The organism is Gordonia sp. CPCC 206044 (assembly GCF_048537895.1).
Classification (GTDB): Bacteria; Actinomycetota; Actinomycetes; order Mycobacteriales; family Mycobacteriaceae; genus Gordonia.
On the sequence record NZ_JBCLVL010000005.1, the window covers coordinates 383,098 to 404,141 of the forward strand.

Here is a 21,044-nt window from a genome sequence, read left to right on the forward strand (position 1 = left end):
CGCCGATGACCACAGCGCAGAACGCGGGCGGACGCCGTCGTCGGATCCTGGTGGGCGTGGGCGGCGGAATCGCCGCGTACAAGGTCTGCTCGGTGATCCGACACTTCACCGAGACCGGTAACGAGGTCCGGGTCGTGCCGACCGAGGCGGCATTGAAGTTCGTCGGCGCCGCCACCTTCGAGGCCCTGTCGGGCCATCCGGTCAGCACCGACGTCTTCGACGACGTGGACCAGGTCGCCCACGTCCGACTCGGTCAGGGCGCCGACCTCGTGGTCATCGCGCCGGCCACCGCCGATCTGATGGCGCGCGCCGCATCCGGGCGTGCCGACGATCTGCTCACCGCGTCGTTGCTCACCGTGCGATGTCCCGTCCTGTACGTGCCCGCGATGCACACGGAGATGTGGGAACACCCGGCAACCCAGGCCAATGTCGCGACGCTGCGCGCACACGGCGCGACCGTCATGACCCCGGCGTCGGGACGGCTCACCGGCACCGACAGCGGTCCGGGCAGACTGCCCGACCCGCAGGAGATCTCCATGATCGGCGAACTCCTGCTCGAACGCGCGGATGCGCTGCCCTACGATCTGGCCGGTGTCCGAGTGGTCATCAGTGCCGGCGGCACCCGCGAACCGCTCGATCCCGTCCGCTTCCTGGGCAACCGCAGTTCCGGAAAGCAGGGCTTCGCCCTGGCGCGGGCGGCCGCGCAGCGTGGTGCGACGGTCACCGTGGTGGCCGGCTCCACCAAGGAGCCGGGAGACCCGGCGGGTGTGGAGATCGTCCGGGTGGCGTCGGCGCAGGAACTCGCCGACGAGATGACCAAACGTGCCGCCGAGGCCGATGTCGTGATCATGGCGGCCGCGGTCGCCGACTTCCGGCCGATCGCCGTCGCAGAATCGAAGATCAAGAAGACCTCGAGCGGGCCCGCACCGATCGAGCTCACCACCAACCCTGACATCCTGCGAGGACTCGTCGCGAGTCGCGAGGCCGGCCAGATCCCGCCGCAGACGGTGATCGTCGGGTTCGCCGCCGAGACCGGCGACGAGACCGGGGGAGTGCTCGACCACGGACGTGCCAAGCTCCGACGCAAGGGCTGCGATCTGCTCGTGGTGAACGCGGTCGGCGACGGCAAGGCGTTCGGCACCGAGGACAACACCGGTTGGCTGCTGTCGGCGGGCGGCACCGAGACCGCTCTTCCGCTCGGCTCCAAAACGCTCATGTCGAGCAGAATCCTTGACGAGGTCCGCGCATTGGTGCCAGATGATCAGGGCATGGCCTGACCACGAACCCGTCGGGTCCGGTGTGTAGGTTGGAACGCGTTCACCCCGGCTGCCCGGGATGCGAGACAACCCTTCAGTAGAAGACAATCGACGGCAGATGAGACTGCCCAGTGAGCCCGAATCCGGGGCCCAGGAAGCCTGAGAGGACCAGATGACCACCTCTGCGTCACGCCTGTTCACCAGTGAATCCGTCACCGAAGGTCACCCCGACAAGATCTGTGACGCGATCAGCGACTCGATCCTCGACGCCCTGCTCGCCGCGGATCCGGCCGCCAAGGTGGCGGTCGAGACCCTGGTCACCACCGGACAGGTGCACGTCGCCGGCGAGGTCAACACCACCGCCTACGCCGACATCCCGACGATCGTCCGCGAGAAGATCCTCGACATCGGCTACGACTCGTCGACCAAGGGTTTCGACGGTGCGTCGTGCGGAGTCAACGTCGCGATCGGTGCGCAGTCCCCGGAGATCGCCCAGGGCCTGACCGACAGCCACGAGACCCGCTACGGGCAGACCGAGGACGAGATCGACCGCCAGGGTGCGGGCGACCAGGGCCTCATGTTCGGTTTCGCCACCGACGAGACCCCGGAACTGATGCCGTTGCCGATCTCGTTGGCGCACCGCCTCGCCCGGCGCCTCACCGAGGTGCGCAAGTCCGGTGTGCTGCCGTACCTGCGTCCGGACGGCAAGACCCAGGTCACCATCGAGTACGCGGGTGACGTCCCGGTGCGTCTGGACACCGTGGTGGTGTCGACGCAGCACGCCGCCGACATCGACCTCGACAACATGCTCACCCCGGACATCCGCAAGGTGGTGCTCGAGCCGGTCTTCGCCGAGCTGAATCTGCCGAACCCGCTCGACACCTCCGATGTGCGACTGCTGGTGAACCCGACGGGTCGCTTCGTTCTCGGCGGTCCGATGGGCGACGCAGGACTGACCGGCCGCAAGATCATCGTCGACACCTACGGCGGCATGTCCCGTCACGGTGGCGGTGCGTTCTCCGGCAAGGATCCGTCGAAGGTGGACCGCAGCGCGGCGTACGCGATGCGCTGGGTTGCCAAGAACGCCGTCGCCGCCGGCCTCGCGAAGCGCATCGAGGTGCAGGTGGCCTACGCCATCGGCAAATCGGCGCCGGTGGGTCTGTTCGTGGAGACGTTCGGCACCGAGAAGGTCGACCCGTCCACCATCCAGAAGGCGATCTCCGAGGTGTTCGACCTGCGTCCGGGCGCGATCATCCGCGACCTGGACCTGCTCCGGCCGATCTACGCGCCGACCGCCGCCTACGGTCACTTCGGCCGTACCGACATCGAACTCCCCTGGGAGAACACCGACCGCGCGGACAAGTTGCGGGCCGCCGCAGGCCTGTAAGCAGGTGAGCGCGACGTCCACCGGTGGCGGCGCGCGCACGCCCGCCACCGAACGGCCGATCGCCAAGGTACTGCCCATGCTCGGGCTGACCCACCTCGATCGGCCGTTCGACTATCTGGTCGACACCGACCAGGATGCGGATGCGAAACCCGGTGTGCGCGTACGTGTCCGGTTCGCGGGCCGACTCGTCGACGGCTTCTTGCTCGAACGTGTCGCCGAGAGCGATCATCCCGGCAAGCTGGGCTGGCTCGACCGGGTGGTGTCCGCCGAGCCGGTGCTGGAACCAGAACTCGCGGTGCTGTGTCGGTCGGTCGCCGACCGCTACGCGGGGACCATGTCCGACGTGATCCGGTTGGCGGTACCGCCACGCCACGCGCGGACCGAGAAGGAGACACCGCGGGAGCGATCCGAGACACCGGTGACCGCCCCGAACACCTCGGGATGGCACGACTACCCGGCCGCGAGTTCCTTTCTGGCCTCGATGCAGTCGGGGCATCCGCGGGCCGTCTGGCAGGCGCTGCCGGGCGAGGACTGGACGAGCCGACTCGCCGAGCTCGCCGCGACCACCGTCGCCGCCGGTCGTGGCGCCATCCTGGTGGTGCCCGACCAACGTGATCTCGAACGGCTGGAACGAGCATGCGCACCGCTGCTCGGCGACCGGTGCGTCACACTTGCCGGCGGGCTCGGTCCCACCGCCCGCTACCGTCGCTGGTTGGCCGCCCGACGTGGCTCCGCGCAGGTCGTGCTCGGCACCCGCAGTGCCGTCTTCGCTCCGGTACGCGACCTCGGTCTGGTGGCGATCTGGGACGACGGCGACGACAGCCTGAACGAACCCCGGGCGCCGTATCCGCATCCCCGTGAAGTGGCCGTGTTGCGCTCGCATCAGCAGCGCTGCGCGCTCGTCATCGGCGGTTTCGCCCGGACCACCGAAGCGCACTCCCTGGTCACCGCCGGCTGGGCCCACGATCTGGTCGCCGACCGCTCGACGATCCGCGCCCGCAGCGCGCGCGTGCTCGCGCTCAGCGACGCCGACCGTCGCATCGCGCGCGACCCGCTGGCCCGCTCCGCGCGAATCCCCGCGGTCGCCTTCGACGCCGCCCGCGCCGCGGTCGAGGCGGATGCGCCCGTGCTGTTCAGCGTGCCGCGACGCGGATACGTCCCGTCGTTGGCGTGCTCCCGATGTCGCGCGCATGCGCGCTGCCGCAGCTGTCACGGCCCGCTGCAACTCGACGCGTCGGGTGCGATCTCGTGTCGCTGGTGCGGTCGGGGTGAGCGCGCATTCCGCTGCGCGGAGTGCGGTGGAACGCAGATCCGTGCCCTGACCACCGGTGCGCGCCGTACCGCCGAAGAGCTCGGTCGTGCGTTCGCCGGTGTACCGGTGCTCACCTCGGGTGGGTCGGCCATCGCCGACGACGTACCGACCGGGGCCCGGATCGTGGTGGCGACGCCGGGAGCCGAACCGGTCGCCGAGGGCGGATACGGCGCGGCTGTCATCGTCGACACCTGGGCGCAGCTCGATCGTGCCGACCTGCGTGCCGCCGAGGACGCCGTCCGCCGGTGGATGGCCGTGGGAGCCCTGCTGCGTCCGCACGCGGACGGCGGCACACTGGTCATCGTGGCGGACTCCCAGCTCGCTCCGGTGCAGGCGGTGATCCGCTGGGACCCGGTCGGATTCGCCGACCAGGAGTTCGCGCAGCGGGCCGAACTCGGGTTCCCGCCGGCGGTCACCATGGCTTCGGTGGACGGATCGTCGGCGACGATCTCCTCGTTCGCGCAGAGCGTCGAATTGCCACCGGGCGGTGAGGTACTCGGCCCGGTGCCACTGCCCCCGGGCGTCCGTCCGCCCGCGGGATCGGCGGACGATCTCGGCGGTGACGTTCAACGCATTCTGTTGCGCGTGGACCGCGGTGCGGGCAGGGCCCTCACATCGGCGCTCGTCGCGGCGCAGATCCGACGGAACACGCATCGTGACACCGGTTCGATCCGCGTGCAGGTCGATCCCCCTACGATCGGATAGCACGGACACATGAGGGTCGTCCGGGACGAAAGGGTCGCATGAGGGTCGTATTCGCCGGAACGCCGGAGGTGGCCGTGCCATCGCTGCAGCTGCTGCTCGACTCACCGCAGCACGAGGTCGTCGGGGTGATCTCACGCCCCGACGCCGCCGCGGGCCGCGGCCGATCACTGGTCCGCTCGCCGGTCGCCGCGCTTGCCGACGAGCACGAGATCGAGGTCATCACCCCACGTCGGTTACGCGATCCCGGTGTCCTCGATCGTCTGCGGGCATGGCACCCGGATTGCGGTGCGGTGGTCGCCTACGGCGGTCTGGTGCCACCCGGCCTGCTGGAACTGCCGACGCACGGTTGGGTCAACCTGCACTTCTCGGTGCTGCCGGCATGGCGCGGTGCGGCGCCGGTGCAGGCCGCGATCGCCGCGGGCGACGATGTCACCGGGGCGACCACCTTCCGGCTGGAGGAGGGCCTCGACACCGGCCCTGTCTACGGCGTGATCACCGAGACCATCGCGGCGACCGACACCAGTGGTGATCTGCTGGGCCGACTGTCCAAGGCGGGAGCCCAGCTGTTGCGCGACACCCTCGACGGGATCGAGGACGGTTCGTTGACGCCCGTCTCACAGTCGGCGGCGGGCGTCAGCCATGCACCCAAGGTCGACGTCGAGGACGCCCGCGTGCGTTGGGATCTGCCCGCCCACATCGTGGAGCGGACGATTCGCGCACACACCCCGGCCCCGGGCGCCTGGACCACCCTCGACGACGCCCGGATCAAGATCGGCCCGGTCACCCCGGTCGAACCCGTCGGGGACACACCGCCGCCGGGATCGCTGGTGGTGGCGAAGAAGTCGGTGGATGTCGGGACGTCGACCGTCCCGGTGCGACTGTCGTGGGTGCAGCCGCCGGGCAAGAAGGCCATGGCGGCGGCCGACTGGGCGCGCGGCGCGCGCCTGGACGACGGGACCACGGTGCAGTGATGAGGCGGAGCGGACAGGCGTCGGCGGTGGCGCACGGATCGGGTGCGGCGGACGGACGAGCGACATGGTGAACGGTGACATCGTGAAGAAGGCGGCACTGCGCGACAAGTCGATCGACCCGGCGCGATCGGCTGCGCGGGACACCCTGCGCGCGATCCGCGAACGCGATGCCTACGCCAATCTCGTGTTGCCGAAGATGTTGCGGGAGCGCAAGATCACCGGCCGCGACGCGGCGCTCGCGACCGAACTCGCCTACGGGTCGGCGCGTGCCCAGGGATTGCTGGACGCCGTCATCGAGGCTGCGGCTCGCCGGCCGGTGGCCGAGATCGACGGAGGGATCCTCGATGTCCTGCGGCTCGGGACCTATCAGCTGTTGCGTACCCGGATCGGTGCCCACGCCGCCGTGTCGACGTCGGTCGACCTGGTCCGCGCGGAAGCCGGGATGGGGCCTGCCGGATTCGTGAACGCGGTGCTGCGCAAGGTGTCCCAACGCGATGAGGACATGTGGATCGATGCGCTGGCACCGTCGATGGCCGACGATCTGATCGGCAATCTGTCGTTCCGCTACGCCCATCCCCGCTGGATCGGCCAGGTGTTCTTCGACGCGCTCGACGGTTCCGCGGGTCAACTGCAGGCGGCGTTGGCGGCCGACGACGAGCGTCCGCCGGTGCACCTGGTGGCCCGGCCGGGGTTGATCACGGCCGAGGAACTCTCCCTCACCAGCGGTGGGGAGATGGGCCGGTACTCGCCGTACTGCGTGTATCTGCCCGGCGGGGATCCCGGTGAACTCGCGGAGATCCGCGACGGCTACGCCGGGGTGCAGGACGAGGGCAGCCAGCTGGTGGGGCGTGCGTTGACGGTCGCTCCGGTGACCGACGACGCCGGGCGCTGGTTGGACATGTGCGCAGGCCCCGGCGGCAAGGCGGCGCTGGTGGCCGCGATCGCCGAGATCGACGGTGCCCACCTCGACGCCATCGAGGTGTCCGAGCACCGCGCAGAACTCATCCGCAACGTCGTCAAGGATCTGCCCGTCGATGTCCACGTGACCGACGCACGGGCGAGCGGATTGACGCCGGGTTTCGACCGGGTGCTGCTCGACGCCCCGTGCAGTGGGCTCGGTTCGCTGCGCAGGCGACCGGAGGCGCGCTGGCGCCGGCAGCCCGGCGACGTCGACGAGCTCGTGGTCTTGCAGCGCGAATTGCTCACCGAGGCACTGAGACTGACGAAGAGCGGGGGAGTGGTCGTGTATTCGACGTGTTCGCCGCACCCCGCGGAGACGGTCGGGGTGATCGACGCCGTGCTCGCCGACCGCGACGACGTCGAGCAACTCGACGCACGCGGTCTGGTCCCGGTGCCGCTCGAGCAACTCGGCGCGGGTCCCCACGTGCAGCTGTGGCCGCACCTGCACGGCACCGACGCGATGTTCCTCGCGGCGATACGCAAGCTCTGACCGTCGTCGAGAGGCGCGGCGGGACCATACGGGTGACGCCTTACAATCTGTGCCTATGTGTCGCGCCCCCATGATCGCCCCGTCCATCCTGTCCGCGGACTTCGCGAATCTCGCCGCCGAGGCCGATGCCGTCTCCCACGACGGCGCCACCCGGGCCGACTGGCTGCATGTGGACGTGATGGATGCTCACTTCGTCCCGAACCTCACCCTGGGGCTGCCGGTGGTGGAGAGTCTGCTCAAGGCGACCGACATCCCGATCGACTGCCATCTGATGATCGAGAACCCCGAACGCTGGGCTCCGCCGTACGCGGAGGCCGGTGCACACAACGTCACCTTCCACGCGGAGGCGACCGACAACCCGATCGCCGTGGGCCGCGACATCCGGGCGGCGGGAGCCAAGGCCGGCCTGAGCATCAAACCCGGCACCCCACTCGAGCCGTACCTGGAGATCCTGCGCGACTTCGACACCTTGTTGATCATGAGCGTCGAGCCGGGGTTCGGTGGCCAGAAGTTCATGCCCGAGGTGCTGGCGAAGGCGCGTGCGATCCGTGAGTTCATCGACGGCGAAGAGCTGCAACTGCTGGTCGAGATCGACGGCGGCATCAACGCCGACACCATCGAACAGGCCGCCGAGGCGGGAATCGACTGCTTCGTGGCCGGTTCGGCGGTCTACGGCGCCGACGATCCGGGTGCGGCGGTCGCCGCCCTACGCGAACAGGTCGTCGGGGCCCGGGGCTGATCCGTCCATGCCCGACGATCCGATCGGCACCGACATCGCCCGCGCGATGCAGCTCGCGATCGACGAGTCACGCTCGGCGCAACCGGGCAGTTCGCCGAATCCGCCGGTCGGGGCGGTGTTGCTCGCACCCGACGGAACGATCGTGGGACGTGGCCACACGCAGCCGCCGGGCGGGCCGCACGCCGAGATCATGGCCTTGCGCGAGGCAGGCGCCGCTGCGCGCGGATCGACCGCGGTGGTGACCCTCGAACCGTGCAACCACACCGGACGCACCGGTCCGTGTGCGCAGGCGCTGCTCGACGCGGGCGTGACCGCGGTCTACCACGCGCTCGACGACCCGAATCCGGCTGCGGCAGGCGGCGCCGACGCACTGCGGGCGGCCGGGGTGACCGTGGTCGGCGGGATCGAGGTCGCCGCCGCCGCCGCGGGCCCCCTGCGCGGGTGGTTGCACCGACAGCGCCACGGACGTCCGTTCGTCACCGCGAAGATCGCGACCACGATCGACGGCCGCGTGGCCGCCCCGGACGGTACGAGCCAGTGGATCACCGGTGCACAGGCGCGCCGGCGTGCACACCGACAACGCGCCAGGCTCGACGCGATCATCGTCGGGACCGGGACGGTGCTGGCCGACAACCCGGCGCTGACCGCCCGACATGACAACGGCGAGTTGAGATCCCACCAGCCCACCCGCGTGGTGATGGGTATGCGCGACGTGCCCGCCGATGCCCGCGTCACCGACGGCGCGGCGCCGCTCGAACACGTCCGCAGTCACGACCCCGCCGACGTGCTCGCCGCACTCGACGACGCCCTCTGGGTCCTGGTCGAGGGCGGTCCGTCGATCGTCGGGGCCTTCCTCGCGGCCGGTCTCGTCGACGAGATCGAGGCCTATCTGGCCCCGGTGGTGCTGGGGGCAGGCGTGTCGGGGATCGACATCCCCACCGTCACGACGCTTGCCGACGCCGACCGGTTCTCGCTCACCGCGGTGGAAACCCTCGGCGACGACGTCCTCCTGCGTCTGTCCCGGTGAGGACGCCGCGATGGAGGTGACAGTGGGGTATCTCTCACCCTGGTGGCCGGTGCGCGATGTCACCGATTGTGAACGCGTGCTAATTTTGATGTCAGAGTTCTCGGGGCGGGGTGTAATTCCCCACCGGCGGTGTTGATGTCTCCCACCAGGGGTGCGATGTCAGAGCCCGCGAGCGCCCACCGAAAGGTGGGGTCAGCAGATCCGGTGTGAATCCGGAGCCGACGGTCACAGTCCGGATGAGAGAGAACGGGGCGCCGCCGTGGCTGCCTCATCTGCTCCGAGTGAGCTGATGAGGAGTGTCACGTGTTTACCGGCATCGTCGAAGAACTCGGCACCATCGTGCGCCGTGACGATCTGTCCGACGCCGCCCGCATCACCGTTCGTGGCCCGCTGGTCACCAGCGATGCGAAGTTCGGCGACTCCATCGCGGTCAACGGCGTGTGTCTCACCGTCGTGGAACAGGGCACCGACGAGTTCACCGTCGACGTCATGGCCGAGACCCTGCGCCGCAGCTCGCTGGCCGACCTCGGCGCCGGTTCCCCGGTCAACCTCGAACGCGCCATGGCCGCGGGTGGACGCTTCGGCGGGCACATCGTGCAAGGCCACGTCGACGGCGTCGGCCGCGTGGTGTCGGTCAGTCCCTCCGAGCACTGGACGGTCGTGCGGATCGCCATCCCGGCGTCGTTGGCGCGCTACATCGTCGAGAAGGGTTCCATCACCGTCGACGGTGTCTCACTGACGGTCGCCGCCGTCGACGACGGCAGCGACGAGAACGACGGATGGTTCGAGATCTCCCTCATCCCCACGACGCTGCAGGAAACCAATCTGGGGACCGCTGCGGTGGGTGCCCCGGTCAACCTCGAGGTCGACGTCATCGCCAAGTACGTCGAGCGTTTGCATCCCGCTCTGCGGGACCGCGGTGCAGACCAGGAAAACGGTGCAGACGATGATCGAGAACGCACGACTGCGCGAGTGGAGTGAACGATGACGACGGAAACAACGATAGGTGGTGACGACGTGACGGCTTCGACGGAGCAGGACGCCGCAGCAGGGCAGTCCGAGCAGACGGCCGGGGCCGTCGTGTTCGACACGGTCGAACGGGCGATCGCCGACATCGCGGCAGGCAAGGCGGTCGTCGTGGTCGACGACGAGGACCGCGAGAACGAGGGCGACCTGATCTTCGCCGCGGAGAAGGCGACACCGGAACTGGTCGCGTTCATGGTGCGCTACACCTCCGGTTATCTGTGCGTGCCGCTCGCCGGGGAGGACTGCGACCGTCTCGGACTCCCGCCGATGTACTCGATGAACCAGGACAAGCACGGGACGGCCTACACCGTCACGGTGGATGCCCGCGAGGGGATCGGCACCGGCATCAGCGCCGCCGACCGCGCCACCACCATGCGGCTGCTGGCCGACCCGGACAGCAGTGCCGTCGACTTCACCCGCCCCGGACACGTGGTCCCGTTGCGGGCCAAGGAGGGCGGCGTGCTCCGGCGACCCGGCCACACCGAGGCCGCCGTCGACCTGGCGCGGCTGTCCGGACTGGCCCCGGCAGGCGTCATCTGCGAGATCGTGAGCCAGAAGGACGTCGGCTCGATGGCCCAGACCGACGAGTTGCGCGTCTTCGCCGACGAGCACGACCTGGCGCTCATCTCGATCGCCGATCTGATTGCCTGGCGACGCAGGCACGAGAAGCACGTCGTGCGGGTCGCCGAGGCCCGAATCCCGACCCGCCACGGTGATTTCCGTGCGGTCGGCTACTCCAGCATCTACGACGACGTCGAGCACGTCGCGTTGGTGATGGGCGATGTCGGCGGCGCCGCGGGCGACGACGTCCTGGTGCGAGTGCATTCGGAATGCCTCACCGGCGACGTGTTCGGTTCCCTGCGATGCGACTGCGGACCGCAGCTCGACGCCGCCATGGAGATGGTGGCCGCGGAGGGACGGGGCATCGTCCTGTACATGCGCGGACACGAGGGGCGCGGCATCGGTCTGTTGCACAAGCTGCAGGCCTACCAGCTGCAGGATTCCGGATCCGACACCGTCGACGCCAACCTCGCACTCGGACTGCCCGCCGATTCGCGCGACTACGGGCTCGGGGCGCAGATCCTGGTCGACCTCGGCGTGCAATCGATGCGTCTGCTGACGAACAACCCAGCCAAACGGGTCGGCCTCGACGGCTACGGCCTGCAGATCGTCGACCGGGTACCGATGCCGGTGCGCGCCAACGCCGAGAACCTGCGGTACCTGCGCACCAAGCGCGATCGCATGGGGCATGATCTCATCGGCCTCGACGAGTGGGGCGACAATGCCGGACAGGGAGGACCCGCGTGAGCGGACACGGCGAACCGACACTCGACCTCGCCGATGCCGGTGACCTCAGACTGGCCATCGTGTCGTCGCAGTGGCACACCACGATCTGCACCGCGTTGCTCGACGGTGCGGTCCGTGCGGCGGCCGCCGGCGGCATCACCGCCCCGACCGTGGTGCATGTCGCCGGAGCGATCGAGCTGCCGGTCGTGGTGCAGGCACTGGCCCGCACCCACGACGCTGTCGTCGCGCTCGGCGTGGTGATCAAGGGCGAGACCCCGCACTTCGAGTACGTGTGCGACGCGGTCACCGCTGGCTTGACGCGCGTCTCACTCGACGAGTCGACGCCGGTGGGCAACGGGGTGCTCACCACCCTCACCGAGGAGCAGGCACTGGCCCGCGCCGGGCTGCCGGACTCCAAGGAAGACAAGGGCGCCCAGGCCACGACCGCGGCCCTCGCATCCGCCCTGACCCTGCGGTCCCTCGGTGCCTGACACCGCGACCAGGCCACGCTGGGACCTCGAGTACCGGCCCCGGAGGATGCCGAGGGTCGCGATCGTCGTCGCCGTGGTGGTGCTGGCCATCCACATCACGTTCGCGGGTCTGCTCACCATCTCGGACACGGGTGTGCACGTCGGTGGCAGCGATCAGATCGGTCTGGCCCTGATCGGGCTCGTCGAGGCGGGTGCGATCCTGCTGTTCACGCGGGCACGGCTGCGGGTGGGACCCGACGGTGTCGGCGTGCGGAACCTGGTCGGCGAGCGACTGTTCGAATGGGACCGCGTCCAGGGTCTGACCTATCCGGACAAGGGATTCTCGGCGCGTTTGCTGCTGCCCGCCGACGAGCATGTGCCGGTGCTGGCCGTTCAGGCGTGGGACTCCGACCGTGCAGTCGCGGCGATGACCGAGTTCCGCGAGCTCGAGGAGCGCTACCACGGGACGGCACAGCCCGGACCGGACGCGTCGGAAGGCGCCTCGTCGTAGCCAGCCGCTAGCCTGGAAACCGTGGCCGACCCGACAACCTACCGTCCCGCAGCGGGCACGATCCCGACCGACCCGGGGGTCTACAAGTTCCGCGATCAGCACGGGCGGGTCATCTACGTCGGCAAGGCCAAGAACCTCCGCTCGCGTTTGACGTCGTACTTCGCGGACATCGCGGGCCTGCACCCGCGGACCCGGCAGATGGTCACCACCGCAGCACAGGTGGAGTGGACGGTCGTCGGTACCGAGGTCGAGGCGCTGCAGCTCGAATACAACTGGATCAAGGAATTCGATCCGCGCTTCAACGTCCGCTACCGCGACGACAAGACCTATCCGGTCCTCGCGGTGACGCTCAACGAGGAGTATCCGCGGCTGTTCGTCTATCGCGGTCCGCGCAGGCGTGGGGTCCGGTACTTCGGCCCGTATTCGCATGCGTGGGCGATCCGCGAGACGGTCGACCTGCTGACCCGTGTCTTTCCCGCACGTACCTGTTCGGCAGGTGTTTTCAAGCGTCACCGACAGATCGACCGGCCCTGCCTGCTCGGCTACATCGACAAGTGTTCGGCACCGTGCGTGGGTCGGGTCAGTGCCGAGCGGCATCGTGAGATCGTCGAGGATTTCTGCGACTTCCTGGCCGGGCGAACCGATCAGATGATCCGCAACCTCGAACGCGAGATGACCCAGGCCGCAGAAGAACTCGACTTCGAGCGGGCAGCGCGGCTGCGCGACGACGTCGGCGCGATGCGCCGCGCGATGGAGAAGCAGGCGGTGGTGCTCGGCGACGGCACCGACGCCGACGTGGTTGCCATGGTCGGCGACGAACTCGAGGTCGCGGTGCAGGTGTTCCATGTCCGCGACGGTCGGGTGCGCGGCCAGCGCGGTTGGGTCGTGGAACGTTCCGACGACCGCTCGATCGGCGAGCAGGTCACCGCCTTCGTCACCCAGTTCTACGGCACCGAGGTCGATCTCGACGCCTCGGTGGAGATCGATCCGAACCATGTGCGCAGCGAGTCGGTCCCGCGCGAGGTCCTGGTACCGGAGTTGCCCGATGATCACGAAGACCTCCAGCAATGGCTGTCGGAGTTGCGGGGCAGTCGGGTCACCCTGCGGGTTCCACAGCGCGGCGACAAGAAGGCGTTGTTCGACACTGTGGCGCGCAACGCGTCCGAAGCGTTGGCGCAGCACAAGTTACGTCGCGCCGGCGACCTCACCAGTCGGTCCGCCGCGCTGACCGAGCTGCAGGAGTCGTTGGGCCTCGACCAGGCGCCGCTGCGTATCGAGTGCATCGACATCTCGCACGTGCAGGGCACCGATGTGGTGGCGTCGTTGGTCGTGTTCGAAGACGGGCTGCCCCGCAAGTCGGACTATCGGCATTATTCGATCCGGTATGCGGCCGGGCAGGGCCGCTCCGACGACGTCGCATCCATCGCCGAGGTCACCCGCCGTCGGTTCATGCGCCACAGCGCCGACCGTGCCGCCGACCCCGAGGCGCAGCCCGAGTCGGGTCCCGGGGTCGATCCCAAGACCGGTCGGCCGCGCAGGTTCGCTTATCCGCCAAACCTTTTCGTCGTCGACGGTGGTGCACCGCAGGCCCATGCGGCGGCGGCTGTGCTCGACGAACTCGGCGTCACCGACGTCGCCGTCATCGGGTTGGCCAAACGACTCGAGGAGGTGTGGATCCCCGGTGACGACGAACCGGTGATCCTGCCGAGGACGAGTGAGGCGTTGTTCCTGCTGCAGCGGGTCCGTGACGAGGCTCATCGCTTCGCGATCACCTTCCATCGCAGCAAGCGCAGCAAACGTATGACCGAATCGGTCCTCGACGGTGTCCCGGGGCTCGGCCGAACCCGACGGTCTGCACTGGTCACCCATTTCGGTTCGGTCGCACGTCTGCGGGAGGCCTCGCTCGAGGACATCTCGCAGGTGCCGGGTATCGGCCTGGCCACCGCGCGGGCGGTGCGGGCCGCCCTCTCCGAGGATGACAGGACCACAGACAGACCCAGAACCACCGAGGCCCCGGCAACCCGCGACACCCATGCGACCGCCGCGACCACGCCCGCAGGCTCCGGCGCAACGACGAGTACCGCCATCACCGACCGACCAGAGGAGCACACGGGTGACTGAGCGACCCGACACCGACGCGACCGACGATCCGGAGGCGGCGGTCCCGCCACGGCTCACCGTGCTGTTCGTCGCCGGCATGTCCGGAGCCGGCCGATCCACGGCCGCCAACGTGTTGGAGGACGACGGCTGGTACGTCGCCGACAACGTGCCGCCGACGTTGATCTCGACGATGATCGACCTGGTCCGGGAGAGCGATCCGGCCATCACACGGCTGGCCATGGTGATCCGGGCGTCCGACGAGACCATCGGCAGCCAACTCGACGACGTGCAGCGGGCCCTCGAGGTCTCCGGGGCGCGTACTCGGGTGTTGTTCCTGGACGCGAGCGATCATGTACTGGTGCGGCGTTTCGAACAGGTCCGTCGTCGGCACCCGCTGCAGGGCAGGGAGACCCTCATCGACGGGATCGCCCGCGAACGGGCCTATCTGGCGCCCATCAGGAACACCGCGGATCTGGTGGTGGAGACATCGTCGTTGACCGCCGCGAAACTGCGGGAGGTGGTCGAGGAGGTCTACCCGCATGAGGCCGACAAGAGGTTGTCGGTGGCCGTGCAGTCGTTCGGCTTCAAGTACGGTCTGCCGATCGACTCCGATCTGGTGGCCGACGTGCGTTTTCTCCCGAATCCGTATTGGGTGCCCGAACTACAGGCGCAGAATGGTCGGGACGACGCGGTCCGCGACTACGTCCTGGGTCAGGACGACGCCGGACGATTCGTCGACCTTTATCTCGAACTGGTCGCGGTCGTGTCAGCGGGGTATCTACGAGAAGGCAAGCGGTACATGACGATCAGCATCGGCTGCACCGGCGGCAAACATCGGAGCGTGGCCATCACCGAGGAGATCGGCGCACGTCTGCGCAAGGCAACAGACGACACCGGCGCACGCCGGTTCGACGTCCGGGTCATCCACCGGGATCTGGGGCGCGAATGACCGCACCGGGCAAGCGGATCGTCGCTCTCGGCGGCGGGCACGGGTTGTTCGCGACGGTCACCGCGATGCGGTACCTGAGCGCCGACGTCACCGCGGTCGTGACGGTCGCCGACGATGGCGGATCGTCCGGCCGACTGCGCGCCGAGCTCGGGGTGATCCCTCCGGGCGATCTGCGGATGGCGTTGTCGGCGTTGATGTCTGCACCAGCGGCACGTGCCGCGGCGCCGTCCGGGGCGGGGCGCATCGACGGCGACGGTCATCGTTTGTGGTCGGAGGTCTTCCAGCATCGCTTCGGTGGGCGGGGAGCGCTCGCAGGCCACCCCATCGGCAACCTGCTGCTGGCCGGACTCACCGAGGTGCTCGACGACCCGGTGGCCGCGCTCGACGAACTGATCGAGGTCTTCGACATCGACGGACGGGTCCTCCCGATGTCGACGGTGCCGCTGGAGATCGAGGCCGACGTGTCGGGCCTCGAACAGGATCCGCGGATCAGTCGCGCCATCCGGGGCCAGGTCGCGGTGGCGACGACTCCGGGCAAGGTTCGACGGGTGCGGTTGCTACCCGCCGAACCGCCTGCGTGTGCGGCGGCGTGCGAGGCGATACGTTCCGCCGACCTGGTGGTCCTCGGACCGGGGTCGTGGTTCTCCAGCGTGATCCCGCACGTGCTGGTGCCCGATCAGCTGAATGCGTTGCGGGAGACCGGTGCCCGCAAGATGCTCTTCGTCAACCTGGCCGCCGAACCCGGCGAGACGACCGGGTTCTCGGTGGAGCGGCACCTGCACGTGTTGCACGCCCACGCCGATGTCCTGCGAGTGGATGACATCGTCGTCGATGCGGCGTCGGTTCCCGCCGGTCGTGAGCGGGATCACCTGGTTCGGGCGGCTGCGATGTTCGGCGCACAACTGCATGCCGGTGACCTCGCGATTCCCGGTCGAGCGGTGCACGACCCGGAGAAAGTCGCAGCCCTGGTGAACGAACTGTGCGAAGGTGAATTGAGTCGATACGCTGTTCGAGCGCAAGAATCGCCGTGAGCCGCGGACACCGATGACGGTGGCGACGCCCGGCCGAACGCGATCGACGGGACCCGTGAGGATCCCGATGGTCTTCGGGTGACGGGCGTTGGGGGTGACAAGCGGTGATGCAGGGATACGTGGACAGCGGCTCCTGGGATGGTGGCGGCGCGAACCGTGACAGGAGGACCGTGACAGGAGGGCAGGGACCGGTGGCGATGACTGCGGCGGTGAAGGACGAGTTGTCGCGGCTGGTCGTGACGCAGGTGAGTTGCCGCAAGGCCGAGGTGTCGGCGCTGCTGCGCTTCGCGGGCGGCCTGCACATCGTGGCCGGCAGGGTCGTCGTGGAAGCCGAGGTCGATCTCGGCAACGTGGCCCGACGCCTGCGGCGGGAGATCTTCGACCTCTACGGCTACAGCTCGGACGTGCACGTGCTGCGCAGCGGCGGCATCCGCAAGGGCGCCCGCTACATCGTCCGTGTCACCAAGGACGGCGAGGGCCTGGCCCGTCAGACCGGATTGCTCGATCTCCGGGGCCGGCCGGTGCGTGGACTGCCGGCCCAGGTGGTCGGTGGCAGCGTCGCAGACGCGGAAGCTGCGTGGCGTGGTGCCTTCCTCGCGCACGGATCCCTGACCGAACCGGGCCGTTCCTCGGCACTGGAGGTCAGCTGCCCGGGTCCGGAGGCCGCCCTCGCTCTCGTCGGCGCCGCCCGGCGACTCGGGGTCTCGGCCAAGGCCCGCGAGGTGCGCGGGGCGGACCGCGTCGTGATCCGGGACGGAGAGGCGATCGGTGCCCTGCTCACCAGGATGGGTGCCCACGACACCCGGCTGGTGTGGGAAGAACGTCGGATGCGGCGCGAGGTGCGCGCCACCGCGAACCGTCTGGCGAACTTCGACGACGCGAACCTGCGACGGTCGGCACGCGCGGCGGTCGCCGCCGCCGCCCGGGTGGAACGCGCCCTCGACATCCTCGGTGACGAGGTTCCCGACCATCTGGTCGCCGCAGGCCAACTGCGCGTCACCCACCGGCAGGCCTCCCTCGAGGAACTCGGTCAGCTCGCCGACCCGCCGATGACCAAGGACGCGGTCGCCGGACGCATCCGACGCCTGCTGTCGATGGCCGACAAGAAGGCGCGCAGCGAGGGGATTCCCGACACCGAATCAGCCGTCACCTCGGACCTGCTCGACGAGGCCTGAGCCCGCCGCCGCACAATCAACCCCTTACCTGCACCCGCCTGAGGGCGTCCTACTAGGCTGGGACGTGCCGTGGGCCCATGGTGGGTCGTGTAGACGATCGCGAACCGGCCGCCGCAGGGCCTGATGATGAATACCGCTAAGGAGCACAACAGTGACTGTTCGGGTAGGCGTTAACGGATTCGGCCGGATCGGCCGCAACTTCTTCCGCGCCGTGGAAGCGCAGAAGGCCTTGGGTACCACCGACATCGAGATCGTCGCGGTCAACGACCTGACCGACAACGCGACTCTCGCACACCTGCTGAAGTTCGACTCGATCCTGGGACGCCTGCCGCAGGAGGTGTCCCTCGACGGCGACGACATCGTCGTGGGCAACCTGCGCATCAAGGCCCTCGAGGTCAAGGAAGGGCCGGCCGCGCTGCCGTGGGGTGACCTCGGTGTCGACGTGGTCGTCGAGTCCACCGGTATCTTCACCGCTCGGGCCAAGGCACAGGGACACCTCGACGCGGGCGCCAAGAAGGTCATCATCTCCGCGCCTGCCTCCGACGAGGACATCACCATCGTGATGGGCGTCAACGACGACAAGTACGACGGCAGCCAGAACATCATCTCGAACGCGTCGTGCACCACGAACTGCCTCGGCCCGTTCGCCAAGGTCCTCAATGACGAGTTCGGCATCGTGTCCGGCCTGATGACCACCGTGCACGCCTACACCCAGGACCAGAACCTGCAGGACGGCCCGCACAAGGACCTGCGTCGCGCCCGCGCCGCGGCGATCAACGTCGTGCCCACCTCGACCGGTGCCGCGAAGGCCATCGGCCTGGTGCTGCCCGAGTTGAAGGGCAAGCTCGACGGCTACGCGCTGCGCGTCCCGATCCCCACCGGTTCGGTCACCGACCTCACCGCGATCCTCGAGAAGTCGGCCACGGTCGACGAGGTCAACGCCGCCATGAAGGCCGCCGCCGAGGGACCGCTGAAGGGCATCCTCAAGTACTACGACGCACCGATCGTGTCGAGTGACATCGTCACCGACCCGCATTCGTCGCTCTTCGACGCCGGCCTGACCAAGGTCATCGGCAACCAGGTCAAGGCCGTCTCCTGGTACGACAACGAGTGGGGCTACTCGAACCGCCTGGTGGACCTCGCCGGTCTGGTCGGCAAGTCCCTCTGACACGGCGACCCGGAGGAACGGAAAACCCAGACATGGCTGTACCCACACTGAAAGACCTTCTGGCCGAAGGCGTTTCAGGTCGGGGAGTGCTGGTTCGGTCGGATTTCAACGTCCCCCTCGACGGGGACACGATCACCGACCCGGGCCGCATCCTGGCCTCACTGCCGACCTTGTCGGCGCTGATCGATGCCGGTGCCAAGGTGATCATCACCGCGCATCTCGGCCGCCCCAAGGGCGAACCCGACCCGAAGTACTCGCTGGCTCCGGTCGCCGAGCGCCTGGGGCAGGAACTGGGCCGCAACGTCCAGCTCGCCGGTGACGTGGTCGGATCCGATGCCCTCGCACGGGCAGAGGGACTGACCGACGGCGACGTCCTGTTGCTGGAGAACGTCCGGTTCGATCCGCGGGAGACCTCCAAGGACGACGCCGAACGCGAGTCGCTGGCCAAGGCGCTCGTCGAGCTCGTCGGCGACGACGGCGCGTTCGTCTCGGACGGCTTCGGTGTCGTGCACCGCAAACAGGCGTCGGTCTACGACGTCGCCAAGCTGTTGCCGCATTACGCCGGGACGCTGGTCGAGGCGGAGGTGCAGGTGCTCTCCAAGTTGACCCACGAGGTCAAGCGGCCCTACGCCGTGGTTCTCGGCGGCTCCAAGGTGTCGGACAAGCTCGGCGTCATCGAGGCGTTGGCACCCAAGGTCGACACCCTGGTCATCGGTGGCGGCATGGCGTTCACCTTCCTTGCCGCGCAAGGACATTCGGTGGGCACGTCGCTGCTGCAAGAAGATCAGATCGAGGTCTGCAAGGACCTGCTCGACCGCTTCGGCGACGTGATCCGGCTGCCTGCCGACGTGGTGGTGGCCGACAAATTCGCCGCCGACGCCGAGGCCAAGACGGTGCCGGTCGACGAGATCCCGGACGGTTGGATGGGTCTCGACATCGGCCCCGAGTCGGTCAAGCGGTTCACCGCGGTGCTCTCGGGTGCGGCCACCATCTTCTGGAACGGTCCCTCGGGCGTGTTCGAGTTCGAGAAGTTCTCGGCGGGTACGCGTGGCGTCGCCGAGGCCATCGCGGCAACCACCGCCGGTGGTGCGTTCACGGTGGTCGGAGGCGGCGACTCCGCTGCCGCGGTGCGCACACTCGGATTGCCCGATTCCGACTTCTCGCACATCTCGACAGGTGGCGGCGCGTCGTTGGAGTACCTCGAGGGCAAGGAATTGCCCGGTCTCAAGGTCTTGGAGAGCTGAATGGCAGCGTCGAAAACAACCGGCGGCCGCAAACCGCTGATCGCGGGCAACTGGAAGATGAACCTGAATCATCTCGAGGCGATCGCACTGGTCCAGAAGATCGCATTCGCGTTGCCTGCCAAGTACTTCGACAAGGTCGACGTGACGGTGATCCCTCCGTTCACCGACATCCGCAGTGTGCAGACGGTGGTCGACGGCGACAAACTGCTGATCACCTACGGTGCGCAGGATCTGTCCGCACACGACTCGGGCGCCTACACGGGTGAGATCAGCGGAGCCTTCCTGGCCAAGCTGGGTTGCAGCTATGTCGTCGTCGGGCACTCCGAGCGACGCACCCTGCACGCTGAGACCGACGAGGTGGTGCTCGGCAAGACCAAGGCGGCGCTGCGGCACGGTCTGACCCCGATCGTGTGCATCGGAGAGGGACTCGACGTGCGCGAGTCCGGCGAGCACGTCGCCTACAACGTGGCGCAGCTGAAGGGCTCGCTCGCGGGCCTGACCGCCGAGGAGATCGCCAAGCTCGTCGTTGCCTACGAACCCGTCTGGGCGATCGGCACCGGACGGGTGGCCGGCGCGGAGGACGCGCAGGAAGTGTGTCGTGCGGTGCGCGGCGCCCTGGCCGAACTCGCCGACGAGGCGACCGCGTCGTCGGTGCGGATTCTCTACGGCGGCTCGGTGAACGCCAAGAACGTCGGTGACATCGTCGGACAGTCGGACGTGGACGGTGCCCTGGTGGGCGGCGCATCGTTGAAGTCGGACGAGTTCGCGAGCCTGTCGGCGATCGCCGCGGGCGGACCTCTGCCGTGATGTCACGCCCGGACTCCCGAAACCGGGCCCGATAGAGGGCTCTGCCCGGGCTCCGGCCCCGATCCTGGAAGCGCGACGACGGTCGCGTAGACTGTGGCAGGTTGTGCCCACCGACGGGTACCACCTGCCACAGTTGCAGGTACCGACCGTGCAGATACCGACCGAACAGGACTGACTACACGTGAAGCTCGCACTCGACATCGGATTGGTCATCACCAGCGTGTTGATGGTGGTGCTGGTGTTGCTGCACCGCGGCAAGGGTGGCGGCCTGTCGTCGCTGTTCGGCGGCGGCGTCCAGTCCAGTCTGTCCGGCTCCAGCGTCGTCGAGCGCAACCTCGACCGGCTGACGATCTTCGTCGGACTGATCTGGTTCATCTTCATCGTCGCGATCGGCCTGGACATCAAGCTCTCCTGAACGACCTCTCCGCA

The 21,044-nt window shown here is 68.6% G+C and carries 19 protein-coding genes and 1 riboswitch; all 19 genes read left to right on the forward strand.

Annotation, left to right across the window (positions count from 1 at the left end; genetic code table 11):
* Nucleotides 1-5: 5 nt before the first annotated feature.
* Complete coding sequence (gene coaBC / locus AAFP35_RS10535) at nt 6-1,277, forward strand: bifunctional phosphopantothenoylcysteine decarboxylase/phosphopantothenate--cysteine ligase CoaBC (RefSeq protein WP_419221511.1); 1,272 nt, start codon at nt 6-8, stop codon at nt 1,275-1,277.
* A gap of 151 nt (nt 1,278-1,428) precedes the next feature.
* The gene (gene metK, locus AAFP35_RS10540) at nt 1,429-2,643 is read left to right on the forward strand and encodes a methionine adenosyltransferase (RefSeq protein ID WP_419221512.1); all 1,215 of its coding nucleotides are present in this window, start codon (nt 1,429-1,431) and stop codon (nt 2,641-2,643) included.
* Between the two features lie 76 nt (nt 2,644-2,719).
* Nucleotides 2,720-4,660: a primosomal protein N' gene (locus AAFP35_RS10545; RefSeq protein WP_419221572.1), complete on the forward strand. Its 1,941-nt coding sequence runs from the start codon at nt 2,720-2,722 to the stop codon at nt 4,658-4,660.
* A gap of 38 nt (nt 4,661-4,698) precedes the next feature.
* Nucleotides 4,699-5,631 carry a methionyl-tRNA formyltransferase gene (gene fmt, locus AAFP35_RS10550; protein WP_419221513.1) on the forward strand — a complete coding sequence of 311 codons (933 nt, stop codon included), beginning with the start codon at nt 4,699-4,701 and terminating at the stop codon, nt 5,629-5,631.
* 64 nt (nt 5,632-5,695) lie between these two features.
* Nucleotides 5,696-7,081: an RsmB/NOP family class I SAM-dependent RNA methyltransferase gene (locus AAFP35_RS10555; protein ID WP_419221514.1), complete on the forward strand. Its 1,386-nt coding sequence runs from the start codon at nt 5,696-5,698 to the stop codon at nt 7,079-7,081.
* 70 nt (nt 7,082-7,151) lie between these two features.
* Nucleotides 7,152-7,820, forward strand: a complete 669-nt coding sequence (gene rpe, locus AAFP35_RS10560) for a ribulose-phosphate 3-epimerase (protein ID WP_419221515.1) — start codon at nt 7,152-7,154, stop codon at nt 7,818-7,820.
* A 7-nt stretch (nt 7,821-7,827) separates the two neighbouring features.
* Entirely contained in the window at nt 7,828-8,847 is a 1,020-nt protein-coding gene (gene ribD, locus AAFP35_RS10565; RefSeq protein ID WP_419221516.1) for a bifunctional diaminohydroxyphosphoribosylaminopyrimidine deaminase/5-amino-6-(5-phosphoribosylamino)uracil reductase RibD, read from the forward strand.
* Nucleotides 8,848-8,939: 92 nt separating this feature from the next.
* Nucleotides 8,940-9,099, forward strand: a riboswitch (FMN riboswitch).
* Nucleotides 9,100-9,150: 51 nt separating this feature from the next.
* Nucleotides 9,151-9,828, forward strand: a complete 678-nt coding sequence (locus AAFP35_RS10570; protein WP_419221517.1) for a riboflavin synthase — start codon at nt 9,151-9,153, stop codon at nt 9,826-9,828.
* A gap of 3 nt (nt 9,829-9,831) precedes the next feature.
* Nucleotides 9,832-11,181 carry a bifunctional 3,4-dihydroxy-2-butanone-4-phosphate synthase/GTP cyclohydrolase II gene (locus AAFP35_RS10575; RefSeq protein ID WP_419221518.1) on the forward strand — a complete coding sequence of 450 codons (1,350 nt, stop codon included), beginning with the start codon at nt 9,832-9,834 and terminating at the stop codon, nt 11,179-11,181.
* Nucleotides 11,178-11,651, forward strand: coding sequence for a 6,7-dimethyl-8-ribityllumazine synthase (gene ribH, locus AAFP35_RS10580; RefSeq protein WP_419221519.1), 474 nt, complete (start codon nt 11,178-11,180; stop codon nt 11,649-11,651). The genes AAFP35_RS10575 and ribH overlap by 4 nt, the downstream gene beginning before the upstream one ends.
* A 46-nt stretch (nt 11,652-11,697) precedes the next feature.
* On the forward strand, nt 11,698-12,141 hold the full coding sequence (locus AAFP35_RS10585) for a PH domain-containing protein (RefSeq protein ID WP_419221573.1): 444 nt from the start codon (nt 11,698-11,700) through the stop codon (nt 12,139-12,141).
* 21 nt (nt 12,142-12,162) lie between these two features.
* Nucleotides 12,163-14,262: an excinuclease ABC subunit UvrC gene (gene uvrC, locus AAFP35_RS10590; RefSeq protein ID WP_419221520.1), complete on the forward strand. Its 2,100-nt coding sequence runs from the start codon at nt 12,163-12,165 to the stop codon at nt 14,260-14,262.
* Complete coding sequence (gene rapZ, locus AAFP35_RS10595) at nt 14,255-15,190, forward strand: RNase adapter RapZ (RefSeq protein WP_419221521.1); 936 nt, start codon at nt 14,255-14,257, stop codon at nt 15,188-15,190. The genes uvrC and rapZ overlap by 8 nt, the downstream gene beginning before the upstream one ends.
* On the forward strand, nt 15,187-16,221 hold the full coding sequence (locus AAFP35_RS10600; protein ID WP_419221522.1) for a gluconeogenesis factor YvcK family protein: 1,035 nt from the start codon (nt 15,187-15,189) through the stop codon (nt 16,219-16,221). The genes rapZ and AAFP35_RS10600 overlap by 4 nt, the downstream gene beginning before the upstream one ends.
* A gap of 197 nt (nt 16,222-16,418) precedes the next feature.
* Nucleotides 16,419-17,396 carry a DNA-binding protein WhiA gene (gene whiA / locus AAFP35_RS10605; protein WP_419221574.1) on the forward strand — a complete coding sequence of 326 codons (978 nt, stop codon included), beginning with the start codon at nt 16,419-16,421 and terminating at the stop codon, nt 17,394-17,396.
* 151 nt (nt 17,397-17,547) lie between these two features.
* Nucleotides 17,548-18,564, forward strand: a complete 1,017-nt coding sequence (gene gap, locus AAFP35_RS10610) for a type I glyceraldehyde-3-phosphate dehydrogenase (protein WP_419221523.1) — start codon at nt 17,548-17,550, stop codon at nt 18,562-18,564.
* A 32-nt stretch (nt 18,565-18,596) separates the two neighbouring features.
* Nucleotides 18,597-19,808: a phosphoglycerate kinase gene (locus tag AAFP35_RS10615; protein ID WP_419221524.1), complete on the forward strand. Its 1,212-nt coding sequence runs from the start codon at nt 18,597-18,599 to the stop codon at nt 19,806-19,808.
* Nucleotides 19,809-20,615 carry a triose-phosphate isomerase gene (tpiA, locus tag AAFP35_RS10620; RefSeq protein ID WP_419221525.1) on the forward strand — a complete coding sequence of 269 codons (807 nt, stop codon included), beginning with the start codon at nt 19,809-19,811 and terminating at the stop codon, nt 20,613-20,615.
* A 181-nt stretch (nt 20,616-20,796) separates the two neighbouring features.
* Nucleotides 20,797-21,030 carry a preprotein translocase subunit SecG gene (gene secG, locus AAFP35_RS10625; protein ID WP_419221526.1) on the forward strand — a complete coding sequence of 78 codons (234 nt, stop codon included), beginning with the start codon at nt 20,797-20,799 and terminating at the stop codon, nt 21,028-21,030.
* Nucleotides 21,031-21,044: the final 14 nt, after the last annotated feature.

Excerpts from the sequence above, each read along its gene's own strand:
- AAFP35_RS10585 (WP_419221573.1), top strand. The coding sequence starts at position 11,698 with ATGCCGAGGGTCGCGATCGTCGTCGCCGTGGTGGTGCTGGCCATCCAC.
- metK (WP_419221512.1), top strand. The coding sequence starts at position 1,429 with ATGACCACCTCTGCGTCACGCCTGTTCACCAGTGAATCCGTCACCGAA.
- ribD (WP_419221516.1), top strand. The coding sequence starts at position 7,828 with ATGCCCGACGATCCGATCGGCACCGACATCGCCCGCGCGATGCAGCTC.
- AAFP35_RS10575 (WP_419221518.1), top strand. The coding sequence starts at position 9,832 with ATGACGACGGAAACAACGATAGGTGGTGACGACGTGACGGCTTCGACG.
- AAFP35_RS10545 (WP_419221572.1), top strand. The coding sequence starts at position 2,720 with ATGCTCGGGCTGACCCACCTCGATCGGCCGTTCGACTATCTGGTCGAC.
- whiA (WP_419221574.1), top strand. The coding sequence starts at position 16,419 with ATGACTGCGGCGGTGAAGGACGAGTTGTCGCGGCTGGTCGTGACGCAG.
- rpe (WP_419221515.1), top strand. The coding sequence starts at position 7,152 with ATGATCGCCCCGTCCATCCTGTCCGCGGACTTCGCGAATCTCGCCGCC.
- tpiA (WP_419221525.1), top strand. The coding sequence starts at position 19,809 with ATGGCAGCGTCGAAAACAACCGGCGGCCGCAAACCGCTGATCGCGGGC.
- fmt (WP_419221513.1), top strand. The coding sequence starts at position 4,699 with ATGAGGGTCGTATTCGCCGGAACGCCGGAGGTGGCCGTGCCATCGCTG.
- coaBC (WP_419221511.1), top strand. The coding sequence starts at position 6 with ATGACCACAGCGCAGAACGCGGGCGGACGCCGTCGTCGGATCCTGGTG.
- AAFP35_RS10600 (WP_419221522.1), top strand. The coding sequence starts at position 15,187 with ATGACCGCACCGGGCAAGCGGATCGTCGCTCTCGGCGGCGGGCACGGG.
- AAFP35_RS10555 (WP_419221514.1), top strand. The coding sequence starts at position 5,696 with ATGGTGAACGGTGACATCGTGAAGAAGGCGGCACTGCGCGACAAGTCG.
- AAFP35_RS10615 (WP_419221524.1), top strand. The coding sequence starts at position 18,597 with ATGGCTGTACCCACACTGAAAGACCTTCTGGCCGAAGGCGTTTCAGGT.